Annotated in this window: 25 protein-coding genes and 1 pseudogene; 2 read left to right on the top strand and 24 right to left on the bottom strand. The window is 42.6% G+C overall.

Annotated features, from left to right (window positions below):
- Window positions 1-7: 7 nt before the first annotated feature.
- The 16 genes and pseudogenes from MBEAL2_RS08630 to MBEAL2_RS08560 form a co-directional block, all read right to left on the bottom strand.
- Window positions 8-301 (bottom strand): XylR N-terminal domain-containing protein, encoded by a 294-nt coding sequence (locus MBEAL2_RS08630; RefSeq protein ID WP_047151918.1) that lies wholly within the window; start codon window positions 299-301, stop codon window positions 8-10.
- Between the two features lie 19 nt (window positions 302-320).
- Window positions 321-614: a 2Fe-2S iron-sulfur cluster binding domain-containing protein gene (locus tag MBEAL2_RS08625; protein ID WP_082129842.1), complete on the bottom strand. Its 294-nt coding sequence runs from the start codon at window positions 612-614 to the stop codon at window positions 321-323.
- A 132-nt stretch (window positions 615-746) separates the two neighbouring features.
- Window positions 747-1,046, bottom strand: coding sequence for a ferredoxin reductase domain-containing protein (locus tag MBEAL2_RS32765; protein ID WP_236692730.1), 300 nt, complete (start codon window positions 1,044-1,046; stop codon window positions 747-749).
- Complete coding sequence (locus tag MBEAL2_RS08620) at window positions 1,012-1,773, bottom strand: 2Fe-2S iron-sulfur cluster-binding protein (RefSeq protein ID WP_236692729.1); 762 nt, start codon at window positions 1,771-1,773, stop codon at window positions 1,012-1,014. Before MBEAL2_RS08620 ends, MBEAL2_RS32765 begins: the two co-directional genes overlap by 35 nt.
- Before the next feature lie 70 nt (window positions 1,774-1,843).
- Window positions 1,844-2,134: a hypothetical protein gene (locus MBEAL2_RS08615; protein ID WP_047151917.1), complete on the bottom strand. Its 291-nt coding sequence runs from the start codon at window positions 2,132-2,134 to the stop codon at window positions 1,844-1,846.
- 22 nt (window positions 2,135-2,156) lie between these two features.
- Complete coding sequence (locus tag MBEAL2_RS08610; RefSeq protein ID WP_047151916.1) at window positions 2,157-3,671, bottom strand: YHS domain-containing protein; 1,515 nt, start codon at window positions 3,669-3,671, stop codon at window positions 2,157-2,159.
- A 14-nt stretch (window positions 3,672-3,685) separates the two neighbouring features.
- A complete protein-coding gene (locus MBEAL2_RS08605; protein ID WP_047151915.1) occupies window positions 3,686-3,982 on the bottom strand; it encodes an MmoB/DmpM family protein in 297 nt (98 codons plus the stop codon).
- Window positions 3,983-3,994: 12 nt separating this feature from the next.
- On the bottom strand, window positions 3,995-5,119 hold the full coding sequence (locus MBEAL2_RS08600; RefSeq protein WP_047151914.1) for a ferritin family protein: 1,125 nt from the start codon (window positions 5,117-5,119) through the stop codon (window positions 3,995-3,997).
- 55 nt (window positions 5,120-5,174) lie between these two features.
- Complete coding sequence (locus MBEAL2_RS08595; protein ID WP_047151913.1) at window positions 5,175-6,089, bottom strand: catechol 2,3-dioxygenase; 915 nt, start codon at window positions 6,087-6,089, stop codon at window positions 5,175-5,177.
- 230 nt (window positions 6,090-6,319) lie between these two features.
- A pseudogene (locus tag MBEAL2_RS08590) lies at window positions 6,320-7,188 on the bottom strand (DODA-type extradiol aromatic ring-opening family dioxygenase).
- Window positions 7,189-7,223: 35 nt separating this feature from the next.
- Complete coding sequence (locus MBEAL2_RS08585; protein WP_047151912.1) at window positions 7,224-7,418, bottom strand: 4-oxalocrotonate tautomerase; 195 nt, start codon at window positions 7,416-7,418, stop codon at window positions 7,224-7,226.
- A 28-nt stretch (window positions 7,419-7,446) separates the two neighbouring features.
- Entirely contained in the window at window positions 7,447-8,232 is a 786-nt protein-coding gene (locus MBEAL2_RS08580; protein WP_047151911.1) for a 2-keto-4-pentenoate hydratase, read from the bottom strand.
- 14 nt (window positions 8,233-8,246) lie between these two features.
- Complete coding sequence (dmpG, locus tag MBEAL2_RS08575; protein ID WP_047151910.1) at window positions 8,247-9,275, bottom strand: 4-hydroxy-2-oxovalerate aldolase; 1,029 nt, start codon at window positions 9,273-9,275, stop codon at window positions 8,247-8,249.
- A 12-nt stretch (window positions 9,276-9,287) separates the two neighbouring features.
- Window positions 9,288-10,175 (bottom strand): acetaldehyde dehydrogenase (acetylating), encoded by an 888-nt coding sequence (locus MBEAL2_RS08570; RefSeq protein ID WP_047151909.1) that lies wholly within the window; start codon window positions 10,173-10,175, stop codon window positions 9,288-9,290.
- A gap of 33 nt (window positions 10,176-10,208) precedes the next feature.
- Window positions 10,209-11,009, bottom strand: coding sequence for a 2-keto-4-pentenoate hydratase (locus MBEAL2_RS08565; protein ID WP_439644842.1), 801 nt, complete (start codon window positions 11,007-11,009; stop codon window positions 10,209-10,211).
- Window positions 11,010-11,021: 12 nt separating this feature from the next.
- Window positions 11,022-12,497: an aldehyde dehydrogenase gene (locus MBEAL2_RS08560; protein ID WP_047151908.1), complete on the bottom strand. Its 1,476-nt coding sequence runs from the start codon at window positions 12,495-12,497 to the stop codon at window positions 11,022-11,024.
- A gap of 270 nt (window positions 12,498-12,767) precedes the next feature.
- Between MBEAL2_RS08560 and MBEAL2_RS08555 the strand changes: the two genes are divergently transcribed.
- Window positions 12,768-13,553, top strand: coding sequence for an IclR family transcriptional regulator (locus MBEAL2_RS08555; RefSeq protein ID WP_047151907.1), 786 nt, complete (start codon window positions 12,768-12,770; stop codon window positions 13,551-13,553).
- 27 nt (window positions 13,554-13,580) lie between these two features.
- The gene (locus MBEAL2_RS08550; RefSeq protein WP_047151906.1) at window positions 13,581-14,549 is read left to right on the top strand and encodes an amidohydrolase family protein; all 969 of its coding nucleotides are present in this window, start codon (window positions 13,581-13,583) and stop codon (window positions 14,547-14,549) included.
- Between the two features lie 143 nt (window positions 14,550-14,692).
- Here MBEAL2_RS08550 and MBEAL2_RS08545 read toward each other — a convergent pair whose 3' ends face one another.
- The 8 genes from MBEAL2_RS08545 to MBEAL2_RS08515 all read right to left on the bottom strand — a co-directional run bounded on the left by MBEAL2_RS08545 (window position 14,693) and on the right by MBEAL2_RS08515 (window position 24,579).
- Window positions 14,693-16,198 carry an aldehyde dehydrogenase family protein gene (locus MBEAL2_RS08545; protein WP_047151905.1) on the bottom strand — a complete coding sequence of 502 codons (1,506 nt, stop codon included), beginning with the start codon at window positions 16,196-16,198 and terminating at the stop codon, window positions 14,693-14,695.
- Between the two features lie 35 nt (window positions 16,199-16,233).
- Window positions 16,234-17,847 (bottom strand): thiamine pyrophosphate-binding protein, encoded by a 1,614-nt coding sequence (locus MBEAL2_RS08540; RefSeq protein WP_269082456.1) that lies wholly within the window; start codon window positions 17,845-17,847, stop codon window positions 16,234-16,236.
- Window positions 17,848-17,989: 142 nt separating this feature from the next.
- On the bottom strand, window positions 17,990-19,015 hold the full coding sequence (locus tag MBEAL2_RS08535; protein WP_047151903.1) for a TAXI family TRAP transporter solute-binding subunit: 1,026 nt from the start codon (window positions 19,013-19,015) through the stop codon (window positions 17,990-17,992).
- A 32-nt stretch (window positions 19,016-19,047) separates the two neighbouring features.
- Window positions 19,048-20,748 carry a TRAP transporter permease gene (locus MBEAL2_RS08530; RefSeq protein WP_236692728.1) on the bottom strand — a complete coding sequence of 567 codons (1,701 nt, stop codon included), beginning with the start codon at window positions 20,746-20,748 and terminating at the stop codon, window positions 19,048-19,050.
- A complete protein-coding gene (locus MBEAL2_RS32760; RefSeq protein WP_052947593.1) occupies window positions 20,742-21,008 on the bottom strand; it encodes a hypothetical protein in 267 nt (88 codons plus the stop codon). The genes MBEAL2_RS08530 and MBEAL2_RS32760 overlap by 7 nt, the downstream gene beginning before the upstream one ends.
- Before the next feature lie 63 nt (window positions 21,009-21,071).
- The gene (locus MBEAL2_RS08525) at window positions 21,072-22,280 is read right to left on the bottom strand and encodes a Gfo/Idh/MocA family protein (protein ID WP_047151902.1); all 1,209 of its coding nucleotides are present in this window, start codon (window positions 22,278-22,280) and stop codon (window positions 21,072-21,074) included.
- Window positions 22,277-23,014 carry a 3,4-dihydroxyphthalate decarboxylase gene (phtC, locus tag MBEAL2_RS08520; protein WP_047151901.1) on the bottom strand — a complete coding sequence of 246 codons (738 nt, stop codon included), beginning with the start codon at window positions 23,012-23,014 and terminating at the stop codon, window positions 22,277-22,279. Before phtC ends, MBEAL2_RS08525 begins: the two co-directional genes overlap by 4 nt.
- Window positions 23,015-23,325: 311 nt before the next feature.
- Complete coding sequence (locus MBEAL2_RS08515; RefSeq protein ID WP_047151900.1) at window positions 23,326-24,579, bottom strand: aromatic ring-hydroxylating dioxygenase subunit alpha; 1,254 nt, start codon at window positions 24,577-24,579, stop codon at window positions 23,326-23,328.
- Between the last annotated feature and the right edge of the window lie 165 nt (window positions 24,580-24,744).

The following is a 24,744-nucleotide window of genomic DNA, read 5'->3' as shown; positions in this document are numbered from 1 at the left end:
TCGGTGACTAAAGGAGTAACTTGTACATACCCGCGCAGGTATGTAGTCGAGGACCTGCTAGCAATAGCTCTCGCTCATCGTCCCACTCCATTTGTTTTGCCTGTAAGCCGTCACTTACTCCAGAATGCCATCCATAACGTAAAAGGAATCCTTTGGTGCGTTCGAATCCTATTGTTTCAATTAATTCTCTTCTTAACATACCCAAGGCAGATGTCGGAACTGTAATTACACGCTGATTAGCTGGTTCACTTTTGTTCTGAAACGCATATAATTCCTCAAATGCTAATTCATAAGCCTTCACTTCAACCACCGCCATCGAGTTAAGAATTATGGGCTATCCGAAGACGAACTTTCATATCGCTACGAGGATACGTTTTACATGCTAATGTGAATTTTAAAGCTCTTTCAGTGTCAGGTAATACTTCTTTAGAGCTTGGTCCTCTTTCGAATGCGCCTTCCTCAATATTAATTTTACAAATCCCACACCCTCCTCCTTTACAAGCAAAGGGAATTTTTATTCCTTGCATTCGTGCTGCATCCAGTAAACTTTGCTTGCTATCACACATAAATTGAGATTTATCACTATTGGGGTCAACGATATCTATTCTAAACATTTAGTAGATTCCCCTTTTTTAACAACTTAACTCACCTACTACTTTTTAGTGTAAATGCTCTCCCACCCTTAAACCTGTTAACTTTCTAATTTATATCATTATAAACGGTTTATTTTGTGCACCATCCATTACTTAAAATTCATCATAGAGGATATCTGAACCCTTAATTCCACCTTTGCTAATTACGTCTATCGTTGTTTCTATCATAATAGGAGGACCACAGAGGAAAGCCTCCATATTTTCAAAGCGACTTACGGTCCGTTTGACAACATCTGCAATATAGCCTTGTTCACCCTCCCATGAATCTGAAGGATCATGTTCAGATAAAGCTGGGATAAAATGAAAATTGGGATACTTTTTTTCTATTTCTCTCCACTCAGTAAGTAAATATAAATCTTTAACTGTACGGGCTCCGAAAAAAAAAATAGGCATTGCCTTCATAAGGTTCAGAATACAGTTCTTCAATGAGCGCTTTAATCGGCGCCATACCTGAACCGCCAGCAACAAATAGCATGTCTTTGTTACGGTTGCGTAATTGCATTCTTCCGTATGGGCCTGAACCGCTTACCTTATCCCCTGGTGCCAGATTACACATATATGCAGAACCAATTCCATTCTTGATCCGTCTAACATGAAATTCAATTATGCCATTCATTGCAAACGGATTCGCCATTGAGTATGCTCTTGTATCCTCCAAATTTGGAATATCAAACTCAAAAAATTGTCCTGCTGCATAATTAATTTCTGAAGGATCTGATAATTTAATTATAATTTTGTGTATATCAGCAGCGCAAGCAACATTTTCTACCACATCTGCTTGAAAATCATAGACAGGAAAGAAGGGGGTATCTGCTTCTTCTTCCTCAATTTCGATTACCATATCACTCTCGGCAACCGTACTGCATGCTAGAATGTACCCCTCTTCCCTTTCAAAACTCATTAAAGAATAATCTGAAACGCGATCCATCAATTGATAATCACCTTCTAGCACTTGTGCTTTACATGCGGAACAACTTCCGTGGCGGCATCCATAAGGAATCTGGATGCCGTTTCGTATTGCCGCATCGAGTAAGGTCTGACCCTCCTTTACCACCATGTTTTTTCCGCTTGGTTCCAAAGTTACTTCATACATTGCCAATTCCGTCCCATATGACCTCATATAATCGTCTCCTCTCCTACAGAGCTTACGTCTTCTCGTTGTTACTAATCCGGAAAATGGTACAGGTTCATTAACATGCGATAATTTCTAAGGGATCTCCATTTCGTATTCCGATTTCTTTAATATTTTTTTCAGTATTTATAGGAATATCGATATATTGCTCAGCACGAACCAAGCATAAACGATACGTCTTTTCTTTATCGAGCTGCCAGGCATCCAGACATGCATCAAGTAATTCCTTGCTTGTCATATTGTACCTGGCTCTTATGCCGATATTACAAAAAAACAAGTCGTTTTCCGTTACTTCCTTCCATACCGGCCATACCAACAGGTGATTTGTATTTTGTAAATAGTTTGCCATTCATCTTTCCTCCAATTTCGAGTTATCTACTAACCACAATTCTATCCAATCCCAGCTGTTTTCGGCGCTCAAGCCAGCGAGTATGTTCATTAGATGTATAATGTTCATTCGCTTCTTCCGGTGAGAATCCGAAGTATGGGAACAAGTCGCCTGGAATATTTTCACCGAACTCTCCACTAATGTAGGCTTCCGCCGGCCACCAGAATTGCATATATTTGTGTGGCTCCTGGTCAAAAATATGTTTACATCCCGGAGAACAGGTCATGTATGTTTTATTGTTATATTCGCTATATTGTGTCCACAACTTCGTTGGATTGTCAGGGTTAGGAAACTCCATGGGAATCTGGCATACTGAACAAACAGCTGGCAGTCCGGGACTCGCTACAGCCAGCACATGATCGTCCATCCGGCGGAAGAACGTTGCATAATAACGGTCAAACGTGTCTGGATATTCATTCGCCAGCCATTCGTAATCATCCGGCTGCAATTTAAAACCACGAAAGACGTTAGCATGTTTGTAATGATTAAGAATACGCATGACGGTATGCGAGTAATGTTCTTTTTCCTTAATACTGTCTTCCGCATGCATCGGTAGACGAATGCCATACTTTCTTAAATCTTTGAATAGGCCATCGAACACTTGGTCTTCAACATAAATTTCAAACGCTTTCTTCCAGGAAATCGGACGGATGCGCGGATAGTAATCAACCAGGGTAGAAATGACCGAGAAAATGCGATACGCTCGCCAATACCACTTATCTAGCCATTTCTGGATAATCGGCACATTTCGGTCATCTTCTTCGAGCAGCATTTTCAGTGCGGACATGCCAAGTGCCATATGCCTAGACTCGTCTGATTGTACAGTCTTACCAATTGCAACAAAGCTTTCATCTCCGACCGCGCCAGCAGACGAAGCGAACGGGAGAAATAAAATATTCGTAAACACATATTCAAAGGAGAAAGAAATCGCCATCAATGCTTCAAATGGGCCAGACGAGAGTGCATCATCAAAGAATGACTTCGGTACCGTATTAAACCAAAGATTTTCGTTTGTTTGTGCATATGCATGAAGACCGTCAATTTCCTTGCTCATATGGGCATAATGCTTAATTTCAATTTGTGCGTGGCGCAATTCATCGATCGCCTGGTTAAAGGTGGCAAAGCGAATCGCCTCGATCGGAATATTCCTTCCAACATAGGCCATCAGACGGTGGGCAGAGTATTCCGCTGGCTGTACAGCAACCGCAAACGCTTTCACTCCTTCATACCAACGAGAATCAATGACTTTTGCATGCCCGTCACTTGCTTCAAACGATCTTCTCACGGCATGGTATAAGAGATCCTTTTCCGCTTGAATCTTTACATATTGGTTATACGCCATGCGGAATGGGTCTTCCCAACGGCTTGGATCTTTAAGGATAATCCCCTCTTTCTCTAACATCGGGTATACCTTTTTCATGTCAAAGTCTTTTGGTTCCCACATCAAATCTCTTGTCATGGCTTGGTATTTCTGCTTTGCATTCATTTTAGCTGCCATGCGGTTGCCCACCCCTATTCTTCATTTTCCCAATGGATAATAAGCTGGTCTTCATCCCATTCTTTAATAAAGCCAAAGTATGAAGACATATAAATATGAATGCGATCCATTTCCCAATCACTGCCGAGTAAATCTTCCACTGTTTCGCGACGAAGCACGAGTTGCTTCGGTGCTTTTACTTTCTTATAAACCATATAATCTTCCACCACAGCATCCTTATTATCCTGTTTAATCGCGTCAATAATCGCCTGTACAACTTCGCCACCCGTAGTGTCTAAGTCCATCCCTACATACGCCTGCTTCGTTTCCATTTACTCTCCCCCTTATCCCACTTCATGTGGGTGATTCGTTTTAAATGGCAGATTATACTTCTTAAAAGTCGGAATCACGGTTTCTTCTTCAATCTTCTTGAGAGAAGCTTGAACATCGATCGGAATCCCGTGCTTTTTGAATAAAAGAGAGAGGGAAGAAATTGCATGGTATGCTTTAGGGTACCACTTGTTCACCCATTCCTGGATAATTTCCGTATTGGTCATTTTCTCTTCCGGCGTTTCTCTTGGATCGCTTAAGATTGAACCCCAGCGGTAATCTCCAGGCCAGTTTTCATAACCAAGTGACTTCAGGTAATCCCACCTGCTTTCCGCTGTATCTTGGGTTAGGTACTGGAATAAAGAAAATGCCCAATCACGATGCCAATCTAACTGTTTATTGATTACTAGGTTAAGAATAGATAAGTGAATATCACCTTGCTTAACTGCCTCTTTGTTAAATTCTTGGTACATCAAATTGCCCAGCAGCAAATCCAGTGTCAAGTTCTCGGCAACGAGTACTTCCGCCCAGTCTTCCGTGATGAGGATTTCTTCCACATACCGGCGCAGTGGCTGGTACGCAGGGTCTTGCTCCAACATTTCTTTACCATGGTTTAGAAAATCACCATGATGTTCTTCCATGTTCATAGCCCATAGTGAAATCCACTGTGCCCGCCCGGTTTTATCATAGGCTTGGAAAGTGGCACATTGTTCAATTGTACTCCCCAAAGCATAGCGAATCACATGCTGCATTTGCACATTCTCACCATATTCGAGATGGCGTAATGGAGTATATAAGTCTCTAAGTGCATTTACCCATTGGGGAGAAAGAGTTTGAATGATTTCTAGGTGTTTTGCATATTCAAACCCATTTTCCACTTCTTCTGCCAATTTTTTTCGATTGCTGACATACGTTGTATACCAGTATTTTTTTGGATCACGAAACCCTTCCCAATTAGAACTTTTCAATCTTGTATAACGAGGATCAAAGATATCATAGTCTCTCTCATCATAAATATTCCGGTAGTGACCGTGTATATAAGGCTGCTGCCTAAGGGTAACTTCCTCATATTCATTCTTTGTCTTCCAGTCCCAAGGCTGTTCCCTTAGCTTTTTTTGAAAAGAAAGTTCTGTTGTCATTAGGATCTCCTTCTTCTATATTGGTAACGTTTTATACTACAATGAACTTGCAGGATTATGTCAGCGCAGAACCGAAAGATTCTATTAATTCTCTTCGATGATAAAAGATGCCTTGCCCAATTTTATCCTCTGTCCAGGTAATTGTTGGGAAATCATGATACGTAATGTATCCGCCTGTAAAAGCTTCATTCCTATTCCCAGATGGATCGAAAAAGTAAACAGTTTCTCCACGGGTAATACCGTGACGTGTCGGTGTAACTTCAATTTGCACTTCATGGCGCGTAAGGATGTCGGCTGCTTTTAGCACATCGTACCAATTATCCACAAAGAAAGCAGCATGGTGCAGTTTTTTATCAGGCCCTTTAATAAACGCTAAATCATGCGGCTTTCCATTTCTCGCATGCATAAAGCTACCCACCATTACCTGTCCGTCCACTGTCATAATTTTTTCGCTCTGATGAAAATCTAATACTTCTATAAAAAGCCGTGTTACTGACTCTAAATCTTCACCAGTTAACAAACAATGGTCCAGGCGGTGTGGAGCGATTCCGCGTGTCACTTCTGGCCTGGCGTGCGGATTTAAAATGCCTACATCCGTACCAACGTGCTCAATATCATAGTACAATTCAACTTGATGCCCCGTTGGAATTTCGAATCGGACTGCTTCCCCTTCTCCTAATCTTTCACCTTTTGAAATTCTCCTCGTCGTACAGCCAAATTGCTCGATTTTTCTCTCAAACCTATCCAAATCATCTACTTTTTCCACTTTGAAAGCCATATGTTCTAAACCCGGTGATTCAGCTTCTTTAAGAATAAGACTGTGATGATCCCACTCATCCCATGCCTTTAGATAAACCCTTTCGGCATCCCTTCCAACTACATTCAAACCAATGATATCCGTATAATAATCTACTGATTTTTCTAAATCCATCACTCGTAACTCTGCTCTGCCAATCCGCATGACTCCCATTCAATTCACCCCTTAAACTTTTGTAACCGCATACATATCATACAATAATGTTAATTCTGAATATACAAATAATAATGCTGAAATTTTGTTTTATTTCGTACTATTCATACAGATCTGTTTCTTTAAGCGCTCGATATCTGATATCTCTTTTATTATTTATAATTATGTACAAACATTAAAATAGCCTGCGTCCAACAAAATTTCGGACGCAGGCTATTTGATTGATTATATTATATTTGTTCAGAAGGAGTTGGAATGGATACCCCTTTGTCTTGTTGTCTTAGACTGGACTGGCATTCAAATGTCATGACGACATTTGAACTGCCTGAAGATTGACCATAACCATAATATTTACTTTTATAAGGGACGGGGATTCTGCTAGCACTCCTAATAGCATTGCCAGGTGACGACCTCCGGATTCAACACCAGCCGCCTTGGCATACTGGGGAAGCATGTTGCGCGCAGATTCAAGATCGTTTCCTTTTAAATATTCCAAAAATTGATTATCCAACGCTTGCTCTGCAAGGGTAGGCATAAGATGCGGCCCTCTTAACAGATTATGGGCAAGGGCGCCGCTGCTGACAAACATGACACGTTTATCACTCTCTCTGAGAACCTTACCGATTTCCTGTCCCCAAAAATAGGTTTCTTCCAGGCTAGCCGCCCATGTTACCGAAAGGTCAACGATGGGGATATTGCCTTTCGGAACCAGATAGCGAAGAGGTACCACAGTGCCGTAATCCCAAACGTAGGTTGAATCGTCAACCTTCACAACAGGAATTCCAGCCTTTTGTCCGGCTTCAACCAACTGGCCCGCAAGCTGGCTATCACCCAGGTGATGATAAGGAACATCGGAAATCAACTCAGGGCATTCAAAGGCCGTTAACACACCTTTATGTTCAGGTGTTGCATCTACAAAGTGGTGAAAACTGGAAAGCCAGTGACAGGAAACAAGAACGATAGCGTCCGGTTGAACGCTTTCAATTACTCGTGCAACTTCGTGCATACCTTGAATCAATTCTTTTTGAAACTCAGGAGCGTGCTCTTCATGACACATCCGAGGCGTATGAGGCACAAGCATTCCAAGTTCAAGAGCCATCTTTTGTTCCTCCCCTTTATCAAAAATAGATTTTCCTATCTACCTGGTATATCCGACACAGCCGTCCCGGCAATGCCCCAGTGTGTTTTTGGAACTTCCGTTACAATAACGCGAATATTTTCTTTCGGAGCGTTGAGCGTTGCCGATACGGTTTCTGTTACGCTGTGTATTAGCTCTTTTACTTTCTCCTCTGGTCTACCTTCCATAATTTGAATGTTTATAAGCGGCATAGTATCCTCCATCTACTACTGAGATTTCCTATTCAACAACTTTAAAGCCAACTTCTCCTAACCCATCGAGTTTAGCAGAAACCGTATCGCCAACCGCCAGCATGACAGCTCCGGTTACACCTCCGGTCAAAATAATATCACCTGCTTTTACCTTATCGCCTTTTCTTGCGAGCATGTTGGCCAGCATCGCGACCGAATTAGCCGGGTGTCCAACCACGGCGGCACTTGCCCCTAAATCTTTAATTTCTCCATTGATTGACAGCGTCACACCTACAAGGTCTAACTCTAAATTTTCTGGGTTAATTAGACGGTTGCCTAACACAAATCTTGAGGAAGAAGTATTATCCGCAATCACGTCCGTCAGTGTAAATTTGAAATTCTCGTATCGGCTATCGATAATTTCTACGGCTGGCACCACATAGTCCGTTGCAGCAAGAACCTGTGCTCCTGTAATACCGGGTCCTTCAATATCTTTGCCTATCACAAAGGCTATTTCGGCCTCTACCTTAGGGTGAATTAATTCATGCATCCTAATTTCTCCACCATTAGGAACCAACATATAGTCAAAGACATAGCCGTAAATGGGTTCTTCAACATCCATCTGCTTCATTTTCGCTTGGCTAGTCAACCCCATCTTCGGTCCAATAATTCGGTGTCCCTGTCGAAGCTTAATCATAACCAATTCTTCTTGTATACGATAAGCATCTTCAACCGTCATATCCGGATAATCAGCTGTAATTCGAAGAACTTCCCGTTTTTCCGTTTCAGCCCTATGTAAAAATTCGGCTGTTGATCTGTAATTAACAACACTCACGCTTACTACCTCCCCTAACGGACCACAGATTCCGGTTTTTTCTTTGCAATTTCTGCTGCTACATCAACGATCATGTCTTCCTGGCCGCCAACTACCTTACGCTTGCCAAGCTCAATTAAAATATCACGGGAATCAATACCGAATTTATTTGCGGCCCGTTGTGCATGAAGCTGGAAGCTGGAGTAAACGCCTGCATACCCTAAAACAAGGCTGTCTCTTGTGATTTCTTGTGGTGTTTTAAGGATAGGTGCAACAATTTCCTCTGCAAGATCCATCATTTTATAGAGATCCACCCCTGTGTCAATTCCCAGTCGATCCAAAACAGCAATGAGTACTTCCGTCTGGGTATTTCCGGCACCTGCCCCTAAGCAGCGAACACTGCCGTCAATCCTTGTCGCTCCTTCTCCAATTGCAGCTAAAGTGTTTGCCATCGCTAACGATAAATTGTTGTGGCCGTGGAAGCCGATTTCTACCCCTACATGCTGGCGAAGAGCGCGGATTCTCTCTGTTACTTCATGAGGAAGGAGTGCACCTGCTGAATCGACTACATAAACGATGTCTGCTCCATAGCTCTCCATTAGCTTCGCCTGTTCAACTAGTTTATCAACCGGAGCCATATGGGACATCATCAGGAAACCAACAGTTTCCAATCCCAGTTCCTTTGCTAAAGCAATGTGCTGAGCAGAAACGTCCGCTTCTGTCACATGTGTAGCCACCCGTGCCATTTTAGCACCAAGGTTCGCAGCCTGCTTTAAATCTTTCATCGTACCGATGCCAGGCAGAAGCAATACAGCTACTTTCGCCTGCTCACAAACGGATACCGCTGCCTCAATGAGCTCGAATTCATTTGTGCGGGATAATCCATACTGAAGGGAAGAACCTGCGAGTCCATCTCCATGCGCTACTTCAATATAGGGGACTCCTGCATCATTTAATCCTTTTGCGACTTGTAGAACTTGCTCAACCGTATATTGATGGGCAATGGCGTGACTTCCGTCACGCAAAGCGACTTCGGTAATAGTAATATGACGTTCTGTAGACATTTTTGCTCCCCCCTATACTAATTGTTTCGCTACCTGATGCTTCGCGAACTCTTCCGCTACTTTGACTGCAGCAGCTGTCATGATATCCAAGTTTCCTGAATAAGTAGGAAGATAATCTCCCGCCCCTTCTACTTCAAGGAACACGGTTACACGGTTACCATCAAATACTGGCTCGTTACGCAAACGATAGCCGGGTACATAGGATTGAACGGTTTCTACCATGTCATTAATCGACCTTGTAATCGCTTCCTCATCCATTTTCCCATCTTCAACTATCGCATGGACGGTATCTCTCATTAAAATCGGAGGTTCCGCAGGATTTAAAATAATAATCGCTTTTCCCTTTTTGGCTCCGCCAATGACTTCGATTCCATGTGAAGTTGTCTCTGTAAATTCATCAATATTGGCACGCGTCCCAGGACCCGCACTCTTACTCGAAATCGTAGCTACAATTTCAGCGTAGTCAACCGGGCATGCACGGTTGATTGCATGAACAATCGGAATCGTCGCCTGTCCACCGCAGGTAATCATGTTTACATTATCAACCTGGCCAATATGTTCATGAAGATTAACGGGTGGAACCACAAGGGCACCGCGAGCAGCCGGAGTCAAATCAAGAGCGAATTTACCCGCTTCCTTTAACTTCTTCGCATGTCGAACATGCGCTTTGGCTGAAGTAGCATCGAAAACGAAATCCGCCAACTCCGGACGCTCCAAAAACCCGTCAAGTCCATTGTCAATCACGACATAGCCGCGTTCTTTAGCACGCTGTAACCCGTCCGATTCCGGATCGATTCCAATCATGGTGGTCATTTCTAAAAATTCAGAGCGCTCTATTTTCATCATTAAATCCGTACCAATATTTCCTGAGCCAAGAATGGCTACTTTCACTTTAGACATACCATTCACTCCTCTCTTATCTTCCAGTTTCATTTATTGTTCACTGGCAAAACGAACACTAACTTCACCCAAGTGGGCAAACCGCGCTTGAAAATGATCGCCCGGCTCGGCACTGACTGCAGCAGAAAGTGCGCCTGAAAGAATCACTTCCCCTGCTTTTAAGGTAATGCCAAATTCAGACAACTTGTTTGCTAACCATGCTACACAGGTAGCTGGATGACCCAGCGCCGCTGCACCAACCCCTGTGTTGACGATTTCACCATTTTTATAAAGGACCATGCCTGCTTGTGCCAAATCGAATTGGTCAACAGAAAGAGGTTTCCCCCCCAGTACATAGAGGCCGGAGGAAGCATTATCCGCAATCGTATCCTGCAGTTTGATTCTCCAATCTGCTACGCGGCTATCTACAATTTCAAGGGCAGGAAGCACATAATCAGTCGCCTGTAAGACATCCATAATAGTTACTTGTGGTCCTACCAAATCCTTTTTAAGTACAAAAGCAATCTCACCCTCTACTTTTGGTTGAAGAATACGCTCTGGGGAAATGACCCCACCATTTTCAATCACCATATCATCCAGAAGATGACCGTAATCAGGCTGATCCACCCCCAACAAATTTTGCATCGCCAGAGAAGTTAATCCAATCTTTTTACCAACGATGCATTTGCCCGTCTCAACTCGCTTTTGAATCGTGTGCAATTGAACTTGGTAAGCTTCCTCTACCGTAAGATTAGGTTCGAGTTCCGTAAGAGGGACAACCCCTTTACGCTGAACCTCTGCCTGGGCAAGGTGATCAGAGAATCGTACTGCTTTTTCCACATTGATTGAACTCAAAGTCATGCCCTCCTATAATTTAATACAAATATTTGTTAATTCACTATAAAATTCGAAGCTGTGCATTCCGCCCTCGCGACCAATTCCGCTTTGTTTCATTCCGCCGAATGGTGTACGCAAATCCCTCAGGAACCAGGTATTAACCCAAACAATCCCCGCTTCAATTTGTCCAGCCACTCGGTGAGCACGGCGTAGATCGTTCGTCCAAATTGAGGCACTTAATCCATAGTGGGTATCATTGGCTCGTTCGATGACCTCCTCTTCTGTGTCAAAAGGAACCACCGTTACAACCGGACCAAAGATTTCTTCTCGAATCACACGACAATCCGCTGTTAATCCTACAATGATGGTCGGCTCTATATAGTACCCTTTGTCCATTCCTTCCGGACGTTTTCCACCAAGTAAAATTTGCCCGCCCTCTTCTTGTGCAATTTGAATATACTTGGTTACGCGCTCGTAATGCTCTTCTCCAACAAGGGCTCCTACTTTAGTCTTCGGATCAAACGGATCCCCAACTACAAGTTCTTTGGCTTTGGCTGTAAATTTTTCTAAAAACTCGTCGTATACGGAACGCTCAACATAAATACGCGAGCCGCATAAACATACTTCCCCTTGGTTGATAAAGCTCGATTTAAGCGTCGTCTCAATGACTTCATCTAAGTCAGAATCTCCAAAAATAATGTTCGGGTTTTTGCCGCCCAATTCATAGGAAAGTTTCTTCAACGATTTTGCAGCCGCTGACATGATAATTTTCCCCGTTGTGGTTTCTCCGGTAAATGAAATCGCATCCACATCTGGATGTTCCGTTAGAGCTGAACCCGCGGAGTCAGGTCCAAAACCATGAACAATGTTAACCACTCCATCCGGAACGCCTGCTTCGCGGCAAATTTCACCTAGTAAGGTAGCTGTCATTGGTGTTAATTCCGCCGGTTTAATGACCACTGTATTTCCGGCCGCTAGACCAGGGGCCATTTTCCAGGTAAGCAATAAAAGAGGTAAATTCCATGGATTAATCATTCCTACAACACCTACAGGACGACGGATTGCATAATTGATGGCTTGGTCATCTGTTTGGTATGCCTCGGTTCCCACTGCTCGCAGATAGTCCGCAAAGAAATGAAAGTTATAGGCAGCACGTGGAATATCCACGGTGCTCGAAAGCCAATATGGTTTTCCTGTATCAAGGGATTCTAATGTAGCTAATTCCTCTTTTCTTTCCAGGATAATGTCCCCGATGCGTCGAATTACAGCAATCCGATCATTCGTTGTCATTTTCTTCCAAGGTCCATTTAACGCTTTTTTTGCGGCCGCCACAGCCAAGTCGATTTCTTCTTTTCCGCCTTCGGCAACCTTTCCTAATACTTCTTCGGTTGCTGGATTAATGTTTTCAAACGTTTTTCCATTTTTTGAGGAAACATATTCCCCGTTGATGAAATGGTTACAATCGATCGCTTTTACCCGTTTTTCTAATATTGAATTTGCTTGCATAAAAGAACCCTCCTCATAGTATTCAAAATAGTATTTTAAAAAAAGATAAAAAAACTAATAACATATTATTTTCTAACTTGTTGTAACTTATAGTAAATTAAAAGCAGTTTGCTATGCAACACGCCAGTTCCTCTATACGCAACAATATTCTTTTTTTTAAAAATTTATTAATTATTAATCCTATTCTATTTAATTTGGATTTGTGTTAAGCTAAATTTAACGTCATAGAAGAACGATGTTCCTATATAAACAACAAAATGAGGGATGGTAATGGAGACCACAAAGGAAGAATACCTTCTTTCCTCTGTAAAAAATGCGTTGCGTCTTTTACGCAGCTTTTCTCTAGAGGAACCAGAAAAGAAAGTAACTGATTTAGCTCAATCTTTAGGATTAGGAAAAAGTACAGTAAGTCGTATGCTAGCTACCCTTGCCAGTGAGGGATTTGTTTTAAAAGATCCAGAGACACAAAAGTACCGTTTAGGTTTGTCTATCCTTGATTTAAATACGATTGTGACCTCAAATCTTGAAATTAATCGTGAATCTCAGCCCATTCTCCAAAAACTAGTAAATGAAATCGGGGAGACCACCCATATTGCTGTTTTGGAAGGAATGGATGTTGTCTACCTAAATAAAGTAGAATGCAAACACCCCGTACAAATTTTATCTCATGTAGGAAGAAGAAATCCGGTGCATTGTACAAGTTCAGGCAAAGCCATCCTTGCGAACCAAGAGGAAGAAGTCATCGAACAATTCATTCAAAACGGGCTTTATAAACATACCGTAAACACAATCACGGATCCGGACGACTTTCGTTCAATTCTAAAAACAGTAAAGGAACAGGGTTATGCGACCAGCATTGAGGAAATTAGTGACGGTAGTGCATCCATTGCCGCGCCTATCTTCGATTATACGGGCAGAGTGGTTTATGCCATTAGTGTGATTGGACCAGTTCACCGAATGAACCCCTATAATATTTCGATTATCAATAAGGTAAAAAGTGCTGCTAAAGAAATCTCTTCCAAATTAGGTTATATGGAGAGGTTTCATTATAAATAAATAAATAAATAGAGGAGCGTGATTGCTTTGTTTGACGTACATACGCATTTTATTCCGCCGGACGTGTTACTTTGGCTAAAAGAAAACCAAAAGGTGGTGGACGCAAAATGGGAGAAAAAAGGGCCAAGCGAAACAGAATTTCTGACTGTCAACAATAAATGGGGGTTTGAGCTTAAAGAATCATTTATTAATCCTGCATTATATTTACAGGAACAGAAACAAGCGGGTGTTTCTCATTCTCTTGTTTCGCCAATACCACAATTGTTTATGTATGATTTTCCTGAAACGCTCACGGGTGAGATTTCCTCTGTCTATAACCACGCTCTGGCCAATTGGGTTCAGAGTAATAACAAGCAGCTGTCTGCATTAGCGACGCTCCCGCTTAACCATCCAGAACAAGCCGCAATTGAGTTAAGGCGTGCAATGAACTTAGGGCTAAAAGGCGCCATCATCGGTCCTGGCTTATCAAGCAGGATGTTAACCGATGAGTTTTTTGCTCCTTTTTGGGAAGAAGCTAATCATCAAAAAGCCATTATTTTTATTCATCCTCTTCTTGCAGAAGATCCTCGATTAAAGAAAAGAATGATGCCAAACTTGATTGGGGTGCCTTGGGAGACCACCATTTGTGCTGCAGATTTATTATTAAGTGGTTTACTCGATAAATATCCAAATACAAAAATTCTTCTAGCCCATGGCGGTGGTTTTCTTCCCTACCAAATTGGCCGATTGAACAAAGGATATGAAAAATGGACCGGGGTTTCGTCTTCCTTAGAAGCTCCCCCCATCGAATATTTACGTCGTTTTTGGTTTGACACTGTCCTTTGGAACAACGAAAGTTTAAATTTTCTTGTAGAAGTGGTTGGAGAAGAGAAAGTGGTTCCTGGTTCTGATTTCCCCTTTGATCTTTGTGCCTGGCCTCCCGTATCTTACAGTGAGAAAGGCGTTCATTCCCTGTTAGGGATGGAATCCCAAACGGAAGTAAATAGTAAAGGATAATCGTCATCGAGATAAAATAAAGGAGTTACAAATCAGCAGGTTTGTTTGCTGATTGTAACTCCTTTTGTTATAATTCGATATTAATATCTTATCCATCTCCATCTCGTACAGTTTCTTTCCTAACCCTTACCCTGTAAAAAACTTTACTCCAACATAATATTAACTGTTTTTACCTGCGTATAGCTTAAAATCTCTTCCAGCCCTTCCTCACTCCCAATACCACTATCTTTATATCCTTGAAAGGGAACACCAATAAAGTGGCGAGAACTACCATTAACCCAAACATACCCTGCTTCAAGTCGATCCACTGTGTTCAGAGCCGTATTCAAATTGCTCGTCCATACTGCACCCGTTAAACCAAACGGTACACTATTTACTTGGTGTATCATCTCATTCGAATCATTCCAGCGAATCACTGACAACACGGGTCCAAAGATTTCCTCCCGAAAAATCCGCATACGTTCCGTCACATTTACAAAAATCGTGGGTTCAATAAAGAAACCTGTTTCAAATTTTTTTCCGTCCGGCTTTCCACCCCCAGCAACCAACTTAGCTCCATCTTCAATACCGTAACTGATATAACGAAGAACTTTATCATATTGCGCTTGCGAAACGAGACAGCCCATCTCCGTGGCGGGATCGGTCGGTAGCCCGATTTTGACTTCCTTTATCCGCTTTACTAACTTTTCCATAAACACATCATAAAGGTCCTCGTGCAAAAACAAACGAGAGGTGGAACCACATGATTGACCTTGGGACCACATAAAATTCATTCCTCGGACAGCACCTTCCACGGCTTTATCAAGATCCGCATCCGGGAACACAATCATCGCATTTTTCCCGCCCAACTCCAAAGAAAGATGCTTTATTCCCACTTCGGCAGAAGATTTCAAAATTACTTTTCCTGTTTCTACACTTCCAATCAATGCCACACGTTTGATACCCGGATGACGTACCAACGCATCTCCGGTCATGCGTCCGTCTCCACTTACAATATTGACTACTCCTGGGGGAAGGACTTCCTGACAAAGCTCACCAAATAACAGGGCTGAGAGTGGGCATTGATCCGGGACTTTAACGACTACAGTATTTCCCGCAATTAAAGGAGCTACTACTTTAGAGGCGGTCATCATAATCGGATGGTTATAGGGGATAATTCGAGCAATGACACCATACGGTTCGCGGCGGGTCAAATGCCAATTGGAACCCACGCCTGGTAATGTTTCGCCCTTGATTTCCATAGCCAAGCCAATCGCATATTCCATCATCCCTGCTGCTAGTTTTACGTCCTCTTGCATAGCGGTGACCGGGTTTCCACAATCAATTGCGTCAAGCAATGCAAATTCATCCATCCATTGCGTAAAACGAACGACTAATTCCTTTAATAACTTTGCACGCTTCATCGGAGAAACCTTTTTCCATGTTTCAAAGGCTTGAAGCCCAGCCTCTACCGCTAGGTCAACATCCACTTTCTGAGCAAAAGGAACCGTAGCCAGGTATTCGCCTGTAGATGGGCTAAAGGTGTCATAGGTTTCTCCTCCCTGGGCGCTAATTAATTTTCCACCGATTAACATGTTCCATTCCCGATTGAGCATTTCAGTTTTTAATCTTTGCCAATCACGTGGCCTGGTCTCTAATTCTAAATCCATTTTTATTCCTCCTAAATAAAAATTTTATAGAATCGTTATTTTGCAACAGCCGGGATCGCTCCGGGAGGTAACCCTTCCCACCGGTCTTGAATCACATCAATAATGGCTGGTTTCCCCGAGGCAATGGCTCTTTCAATAGCCTCATCCAGTTGCCTTGCGGATTCTACACGTTCTCCATAAGCCCCTAGCAGCTGAGCAAATTGGGCAAAATCGATATTGTTATAATGAATCCCGATGTACCGGCCTTGATGCGCGGTTTTTTGTCGGTCACGCGTATTTCCAAAACAAAAATTATTCAATACAATGTTAATCACAGGAATATTTTCTCGCACAGCAGTTTCCATGTCCTGGGCAACCATCCAAAATGCTCCGTCTCCCGTTACATTGATGACCTGTTGATTTGGATGAGCAAGCTGAATTCCCATGGCAGCCGGAAACCCCCACCCCATGGAACCTCCTGCGGCTGCATAGTATTGACCAGGTTGAAAAGAACCGTATCGTGTTAGCCACGGGCCAAACGTTGCAGCATCTTCTACAAGAATGGCGTCATGCTTCTTCATCATCCGATTTATCGATTCAATAATTGCGGAAGATGGCACCGGCGTTTCCTCTGTCCATTCAGGAAGTTGGGTGTCCAATTTATATCGCTCCTTATAGGAAGGAAGCAGAAGACGGCTCTCTAGACCTATGCGCTCCCCGCCCAACTGACGCAGCATCTCTGATAATGTTGCTTTCGCATCCCCTAAAAGCGCCACTTCTGATATGTATACCTTGTTTAGTTCATTTTCATCTATATCAAGATGAATAATTTTTGTGTGTTCTGAAATCGCGGTCCAACGGTTTGTAGAAAATTCCGAAAAGTGTAGGCCGATTGCAAGTAAAACATCAGCCTCTTTCAAGATGTCCCAACTTACAGGAGAACAACCAGGGCCTAAGTTGCCGAAATAGAGTGAGTTTTCATTCGGAAAAACATTCGCTTTTCTCCACGTTGTAAGGACGAGAATTGTTAAATCTTCCACCAGTTGGATTAGTTCGTTGGAGGCACCTGACAAAGCAACCCCTCCACCTGCTAAAATAACCGGGTTTTGCGCGTGCTTTAATAAAGAGACTGCCTTTTTAACTGCTTGAACGTCGACAATATGGTGTTTGGTTTGAACAGGAGGGTGAAAAGTAAACTCCGCTTCCTTTAGTTGTACATCAAGAGGAATCGAAACAGCAACAGGTCTTGGTCTGCCAGAAAGCGACGTTCTAATCCCTCGCTGTAGCAATTCAGGAATTCGATGGGTATTGTGAATTTCCATGGACCATTTGGTAATGGGTTCGAAAAATTTAACCAAATCCATTTCTTCAAAAGCATCACGGTGGTAGACTTCATCAGAAACCTGACCTAACAAAGCAACAACAGGTACCGACTCTGCATAGGCATTGTGAATCCCAATCGTTAAATTAGCGGCCCCTGGACCCCTGGAGGCCATACAAACTCCTACTTGGCCGGAAGAGCGGGCAAAACCATCGGCCATAAAGGCAGCTATTTGTTCGTGTCGAACAGAGATGTAACGAATTTCATCTTCCTCATATAAAGCATCTAACAAATGCATAATGGTAGTACCAGGCAGACCAAAAACATATTTTACCCCTCCCTCTTTAATGTTTCAATCACTGCCTGCGCTCCATTCATTTTAACGGCCTCCTATTTTTTATTTTGACAAAATAGCGGGTACTTCCTACCAGATAAAAAGGTATCTGTGTAACCAGATACCTTGTATAGTAATAGGAAGTACCAATTTCAATCTACTTTAAAATTCCCACTTCTTTATAAAACTTTTCTGCGCCTGGATGAAGAGGAGCACCCATTACTTTTGCTATGCTTTCTTTCGTCATATCTTTGAAAGAATGATGCACGGTGTATAAATATTTAAGATTGTCATAAATCGCTTTCGTTGTCTTATAGACTACCTCATCCGGAACATCGGCACTGGTGATCAAAATCGTATCTACAGCAGCTGTAGGTATATCTTCCTTTACAAAAGGATAGGTACCCGCTTTAATGGTATAAGGTTTTGCACCTACTTTTTCTTCTAAGTTTTTAATGGCGTTCTCATTCAATGGCAGTAATTTAATAGGTTTACTCACATTCAACTCGACAAGGTTAGCTGCCGGAAGAGGTAATGGTGATATTGAAGCCTGCATTTTATTATCTTTTATTAAATCATTCGCTTTCGATATCGCTAAATATTGTATTTTCCCTCTATTATTTTCAATGTCTTTATAACTGCTGCCATAGCTTTCAAAAACAACACGATTGGTCATTTCCATGGGAGAATTTTTCGTATTCACGGCAGCAACTAAAGGATATTTTTCCTTCACAATTTGCTCAATGGAATTAATTCCAGACTCTTGAGAAACGGTAAAATGGTAAGGCATAGCATGGAGGAACGCGACGGCTCTCACTTTTTCTACTTTAGAAGGATAAGGGTCTTTTCCCTCATAGGCCCACTTTGCAGAAGGGGTACTCACAATTCCAAATTGGGCTTGTCCTTGCATGACCGTAATAACATTGGCACCATCTTGACCAGGAGTGTACGTAAAGGTTGTACCTGGATACGTACGCTTTAATGTTTCTCCAATCCCTTCTCCGACTACACTCCAAAGACCGCCCGCAGACCCCCCGACAACCGTTACATTTAATGGGCCGCCACTATTTCCTCCGCCGCTTGTAGCCGCTTGTTTCATTGTAGATTGCGCGTTTAGGTTCCCACTGCATCCAGAAATCGCTAGCATAAGAAGAGACAGGATAAATATAATTCTAATCTTCATTTGATTTACCTCCTCGTATTTACATCCTAAATTTACATAACATTAACGTTTTTAGCTTCTTTCAGCACAGTTTGGTTACTCTTCTTATTTGATTTGAAATCAGCAATAAAAGATGGAATTTTTCTAGCTATCATAATAGCAATTACTAATATTGCTATTATTTTGACAATAGAAAATGGCAAGAAAGCCAGTAAACTCATTACACCAAATAAAATTCGTTCCCCTTTTGAAATCGTCTTGCCAAACCACCCTTCCATACTAATAGAGAGAGCAACAATGCCAATTAGTGTCGTAATGACTGATGTTACAATCCCAGCTACGGAATCCATTAGGAGTAGACCGGGCTGGTAGATAAACATAAACGGAATAACAAACCCGACAATCGCTAACCGGGAACCTAACAATCCAATTCGCATCGGATTGGATTGCGAAATCGCAGCCGCCGCGAAGGCAGCCACCGCCACCGGTGGAGTAATAGCAGAGAGACAGGCATAATACTCAATGAACAAATGTGCTTGCAATACCGGTACGCCTTGTTCGATTAAAATCGGGGCAGCTAATACGGCTGTTAAAACATAGGCGGCTGGCGTAGGCATCCCCATACCGAAAATCCCACAAATCACCATGGTTACGAGCAAGGAAATAAAAAGGTTCCCATTGGATAATGCGTGAATCAATATCGAGAATTTGCCTCCTAAGCCAGTAACCTGAATTACCCCTGCCACCAGTCCCGCCGCTGCACATACAGAGATTAAAGGCGAAATGCGCGTTACCGTATCGTTTAACGTTTTAAATAATTTGTTAGGTGTCAATCTTGTCTCTTTTTTAAAATAACTCACTAAAATGGTTGCAATGGAAGCAGCAATCGCACCTGTAACCGGTGTAAATCCTTCTTTTAAAAACCAAATTAATACGAGAATGGGTATCGTAAATTGACCCATGTTTTTCATAACACCCCAAAGGGTAGGAAGTTCTTCTCCTTGATAGCCTTGTATCTTCATCTTTTTAGCTTGAAAATGAATTTGTAAAAACATGGCAAAGTAATATAATAAACCTGGAATTAACGCAGCCATTGCAATGGTAGCGTAAGGGATTCCTGTCATTTCCGCCATTAAAAACGCCGCGGACCCCATGACGGGTGGTAACATACTTCCTCCCGTTGCCGCCGCCGCTTCGATCGCACCGGCATACGTAGCTGAATATCCTACCTTCTTCATAGCCGGAATTGTAAACGAGCCGGTGGTGGCGACATCCGCAACAGGACTTCCCGAAATGGATCCATACAACCCACTTGAAATAACAGCTACTTTTGCAGGGCCTCCTGCCACCCGGCCTGTTATGGCTTTAGATAAGGCGTAAAAGAAATCACCACCGCCTGTTGCACTAAACAAATTCCCGAATAATACGAAGAAAAATACGTAGGTTGCAGCCACACTTGCAATGGTTCCAAAGACACCATTCCCTGTATACACCATCTGATCAACAAACTGCATGACACTAAAGGGTTGGTGACCAAATCCCCCAGGGATGAGATGACCGAAAAATGCATACAACACTAAGATAGTCACAATGACCATCATTCCGAATCCAAGCGTTCTCCTGGTTGCCTCATAAACCACGAACAACAGAGCAACACCCAAGATCATTTCTGTAGGAGTTAAAGGGTCTGCGAGTGGCCAACGCGTTAAATAACGTTGTGAGTTAACTATCATAAACACACCAATCCCTACCAAAACGATGGCAATGGCGATATCGTAAAATGGAATGCTATTTTTTTTACTTCCCGCCCTGCTGAATAGACAAGAAATGTAATCGCTAACATAAAAGAGATAAAAATTGAATTGTGAAGAAATGGATCCAATGCCCCAAACAAGGCAGCCCAGAATTGAAAGAGAATGATACCAACAATCATAATCAGCATTAGGACCTTTACCAAACCAGATGGTTCTCGGATTTCGCCGGTACTAAACATTTTCCCTAGAAAAGTCTTCATTCTTTCCCTCCTCTTATACATGAATGAAATGTGCGATTTACGTGATTTTTAGGTGCCAAACCATCAGTCTTGAACGGGGACTTGATATGATAGATAGATTTCTTTTCGTTGTTTCGAGGATTCTAAGGCAGCTAAACAAACCTCTAAATTCGCTTTTGCCCACCGTCCATCATGAATAGGAAAACGCTTACCAATCACTGCATCATACAACTCTGCAATCACAGCATCCCGGCCGGTTTCTTCCTTTGGTAAAACAATCTCATATTTTTCATTTTCTCCATAAACCAATAAGCCATTGGGGGATTGTCGAATGTCTCCTTTTTCACAGCTTACGACCGTCAAGCCGAAAAATGGATGCTGTTTCTCCTCCTGGACATAATTTTTGGATCGTGAACCTCCATAGCCTGCCAGGCTTTTCAATTGACTTTCATTCTCTGGGTTTCCCCCCTGCTCTTTAAGTGTTCGGCGGGCTCTAGCATAAATATCGGATTCAACGACCGGCCCACCTTCACTAATCCCATACGTCAACTCCGTGGAATGAAAATGATCATACCCATTATATACCGCTGTTGCCACCGTTCCATCTTCAAAGTCAAGAAAAACACTATGGCTTCCTTCTGTGGGTCGTGAGGAATCCCATACGCCCGTCATCGCTCGCACGCTTCTCACCATTCCCCCACCAATCAGCCGAATAATATCAAACTGATGCGAACCTTGCCGGAAAGTCACCCCGCCGCCCAAATGAGTATCAAGTTCTTCGGGTGTGCGCGGACGATACATCCAATCATTAAAGTACCAATTATGTATCATTCGTACTTTCCCCAGTTCTCCACTTTGTACGATGTCTCTGATTTTTCCGATAGGAGGTTCAAAGCTGTGAGAATGACCAACGATCATGGTAACGCCGTTGCATTCAGCGGCATTGATCATCTTGTCGGCATCATCGAGCGTAATAGCCATGGGTTTCTCAACAATAATATGCTTTTTATTTTCAGCAGCAAGTAGAACATGTTCTGTATGAAGCTCCGTTGGTGTCGCAATGTAAACGGCATCAATGTGCGGACTCTTACAAAGTTCCTCTATGCTGGAATATGTTTCAGCCTGAAAATCACTGGCAAACTTCTCACGTCTTTCCCTGTTACGAGTACTCGCCGCTGTCAACTTTACTTTTGGATGCTTTAAAAAAGCTGGAATAATCGAGCTACCCGCAATTCCTAATCCAGCAATGCCAATTCTAAGAGTAGTGGATTCAATTTGTTCCGTGTGAATCATTGGTTTCCCCTCTCCTCTTCATGAAGCTTTTTCACGTAATAACGCCATGCCCAGTAATCATTAAATTGTGAACCCAAGTCAGGAAGTTCATTAATATCCTCCTGAGATATGGGAGCTGCTTCCCTGCCGGTTTGTGCCACTTGCATCGTCACTTTTGCTAGAATGTTAAAATTGAGTGCGCGAACAGTAGCCTCCTCTACAGTTTGTCCAGTTACTGTAATTCCGTGTCCCTTCATTAAACAGATATTCTTATCTCCCATGATTTCAAGCATTGCTTGGGCGAGGTCAGAACGAGTAATCAAACAGGAACGCGGGAAAACAGGAATGCCCTCAAGGGCCATCCGCATCGCCGGAATGTTAAACGCACCAAAAACAGGGCGGAATTCTAATTGGGTGATGCCGCATATAAGCGCATCGGGCGGATGAGCATGAATGACACATCCCACTTCAGGTCGTGATTTATAAGTTTCTCCATGAATGGACAATTCTTTAGGAACATGGTACATCCCCATCAAATCTGAACCATTCCCATCAAAGTCTACTAAACGAATGGCATCTGCTTTGGTATAGCGCACGCCATTTTCCTGATTACCACGACAGCGGATGAGCATTTCATTTGTTTCAGGTACCCGAACGCTGACGTGTCCTAAAATACCATCGACTAATCCTTCCATCGCTAAGATTCTGCAAGAAGCTGCAATTTTTTCTCGAAGCTCTTGTAAAGATGCACTCAATTTCTTTCCACCTCCTTGTAAGTTCTTTTTACCTCTGCACCAGTTCTGGTGCTGTCACTCTTGTAACTTCGATGATTTCCCCCATCCAAGAGCAATGGCTGCACCAACAGAAATGAGCGGTATCGGAGGAAATCCAAAATTCATTTAATAGGCTATGTGGATCCAGCAAGGATTCTCCACAGTTTGGACAAAATTTATTTTTCATTGTTTTCCCCTTCCACAATTCCATGTTACCTATGAGAAAGAAGGCTCCTTCCCGGTCAAGTCATGTTAAGAAAGAGCACTTCTATTGTCTTCACTGTTTACCATGACTAAACAGTAGAAGGTATTCTTCCATTTCTACATATGTCAATGATTTCATCAATGTTCGGTGCGTATCTGGTATTCCAATCCTTTGCTACATTGGAGAGTAGGGCACCTTCACTAAATTTATCCTCTTCTTGCGGGAGTTCAATGATATGGTTTTTCGCCGGATCTCTAACAACACATATGGGGTCTTCACCCTTTTCAAGTTTTGACAGTTGTTTGAGTAGCATTTGACGATACATAATAATTCCTTTATCTGAAGTTCCTAAACGTTCCATCGTTCGGTCTGCAATTTCTCCTTGTGTCACCCAGGCCATCATATCCTGGCCATCGATGTAGTCCGTAATATAGGTGCCTGTTTCATCCTGAAGCGGGCATTCATACAGCGAAATGGGATAGTTTTCTGGAATTTCTATTCCGGGTTTTGGCACAAAGCAAGTGTACCAAATATGATACGTATGTGTATCATCGATTGGCACGCGGATTTGGAAAGAATGAGCCCCTTGGTCCCCAACGCGAAGGATATTCGGAAATACGACAGGGTGACCCACACGCCAGTCCTCACATTCCTCCGTTTGGCCTTCAAGCACCCGTTTTTTAATAATCCCATGTTCAAATTCCTCAAAACCAATCTTGACATGATGTTTGGTAATTGGCCACTCGTTTACGGGACGTCCCTGTTTTTCAAACATGTATTCAAAGTAGTGTCCATGGAGCCATTCTAAATGGACGGGATCAAGGGAATTTTCCATAATTTGCAGCCAGTTACATGGAATAACAGCATGACCAATGGTACGAATGACATTCCCTCGAACAAATAAATCATAATTGGGAAGGAGAGGGGCTGGTTCTGTACCCAAATAGGCAAAAATCAATCCACCCAATTCTTCAACGGCATAGGATTTTATCTTAATACGGTCTTTAAATGTACTTTGCTCTGGTTCATTAGGCTGTTCAGTGCAAGCCCCCTGGTTATTAAAACACCAGCCATGATATTGACAACGGATACCATCATCTTGGGGAATTCCATAAACGAGTGAGACCCCTCTATGAGGACAACGCTCTTGTACAAGCCCAAGCTTTCCCGAACGGTCACGGTACAGAACCAAATCCTCCCCTAAAATCCGAACCGGTTTCGTCCCTGCCTGTGGTAATTCAGAACTAGCTGCAATCGGATGCCAATACTGGCGCAAGAGTTTCCCCATTGAAGTACCTGGTCCTACTTGAGTTAATGTTTCATTTTGTTCCTTAGTTAACACAACTTTCCCCTCCATAAGCAATCCATATTTGTCGATTGTTCTAATTATTTATACTGTTTTCATTGTTTTAAACTTACTTTCATTTTAATGTGGATTTGTCTCCTATAAAACAGCACCGTCTCGTTATGTGAGACAAAATAAAAAATTTTTATATTTAGATTTTTC

It is taken from the genome of Aneurinibacillus tyrosinisolvens, assembly GCF_001015055.1.
GTDB classification, from domain to species: Bacteria; Bacillota; Bacilli; order Aneurinibacillales; family Aneurinibacillaceae; genus Aneurinibacillus_A; species Aneurinibacillus_A tyrosinisolvens.
Note: the sequence above shows the minus strand (reverse complement) of the source record. Positions and strands in the feature narration are given on the sequence as shown.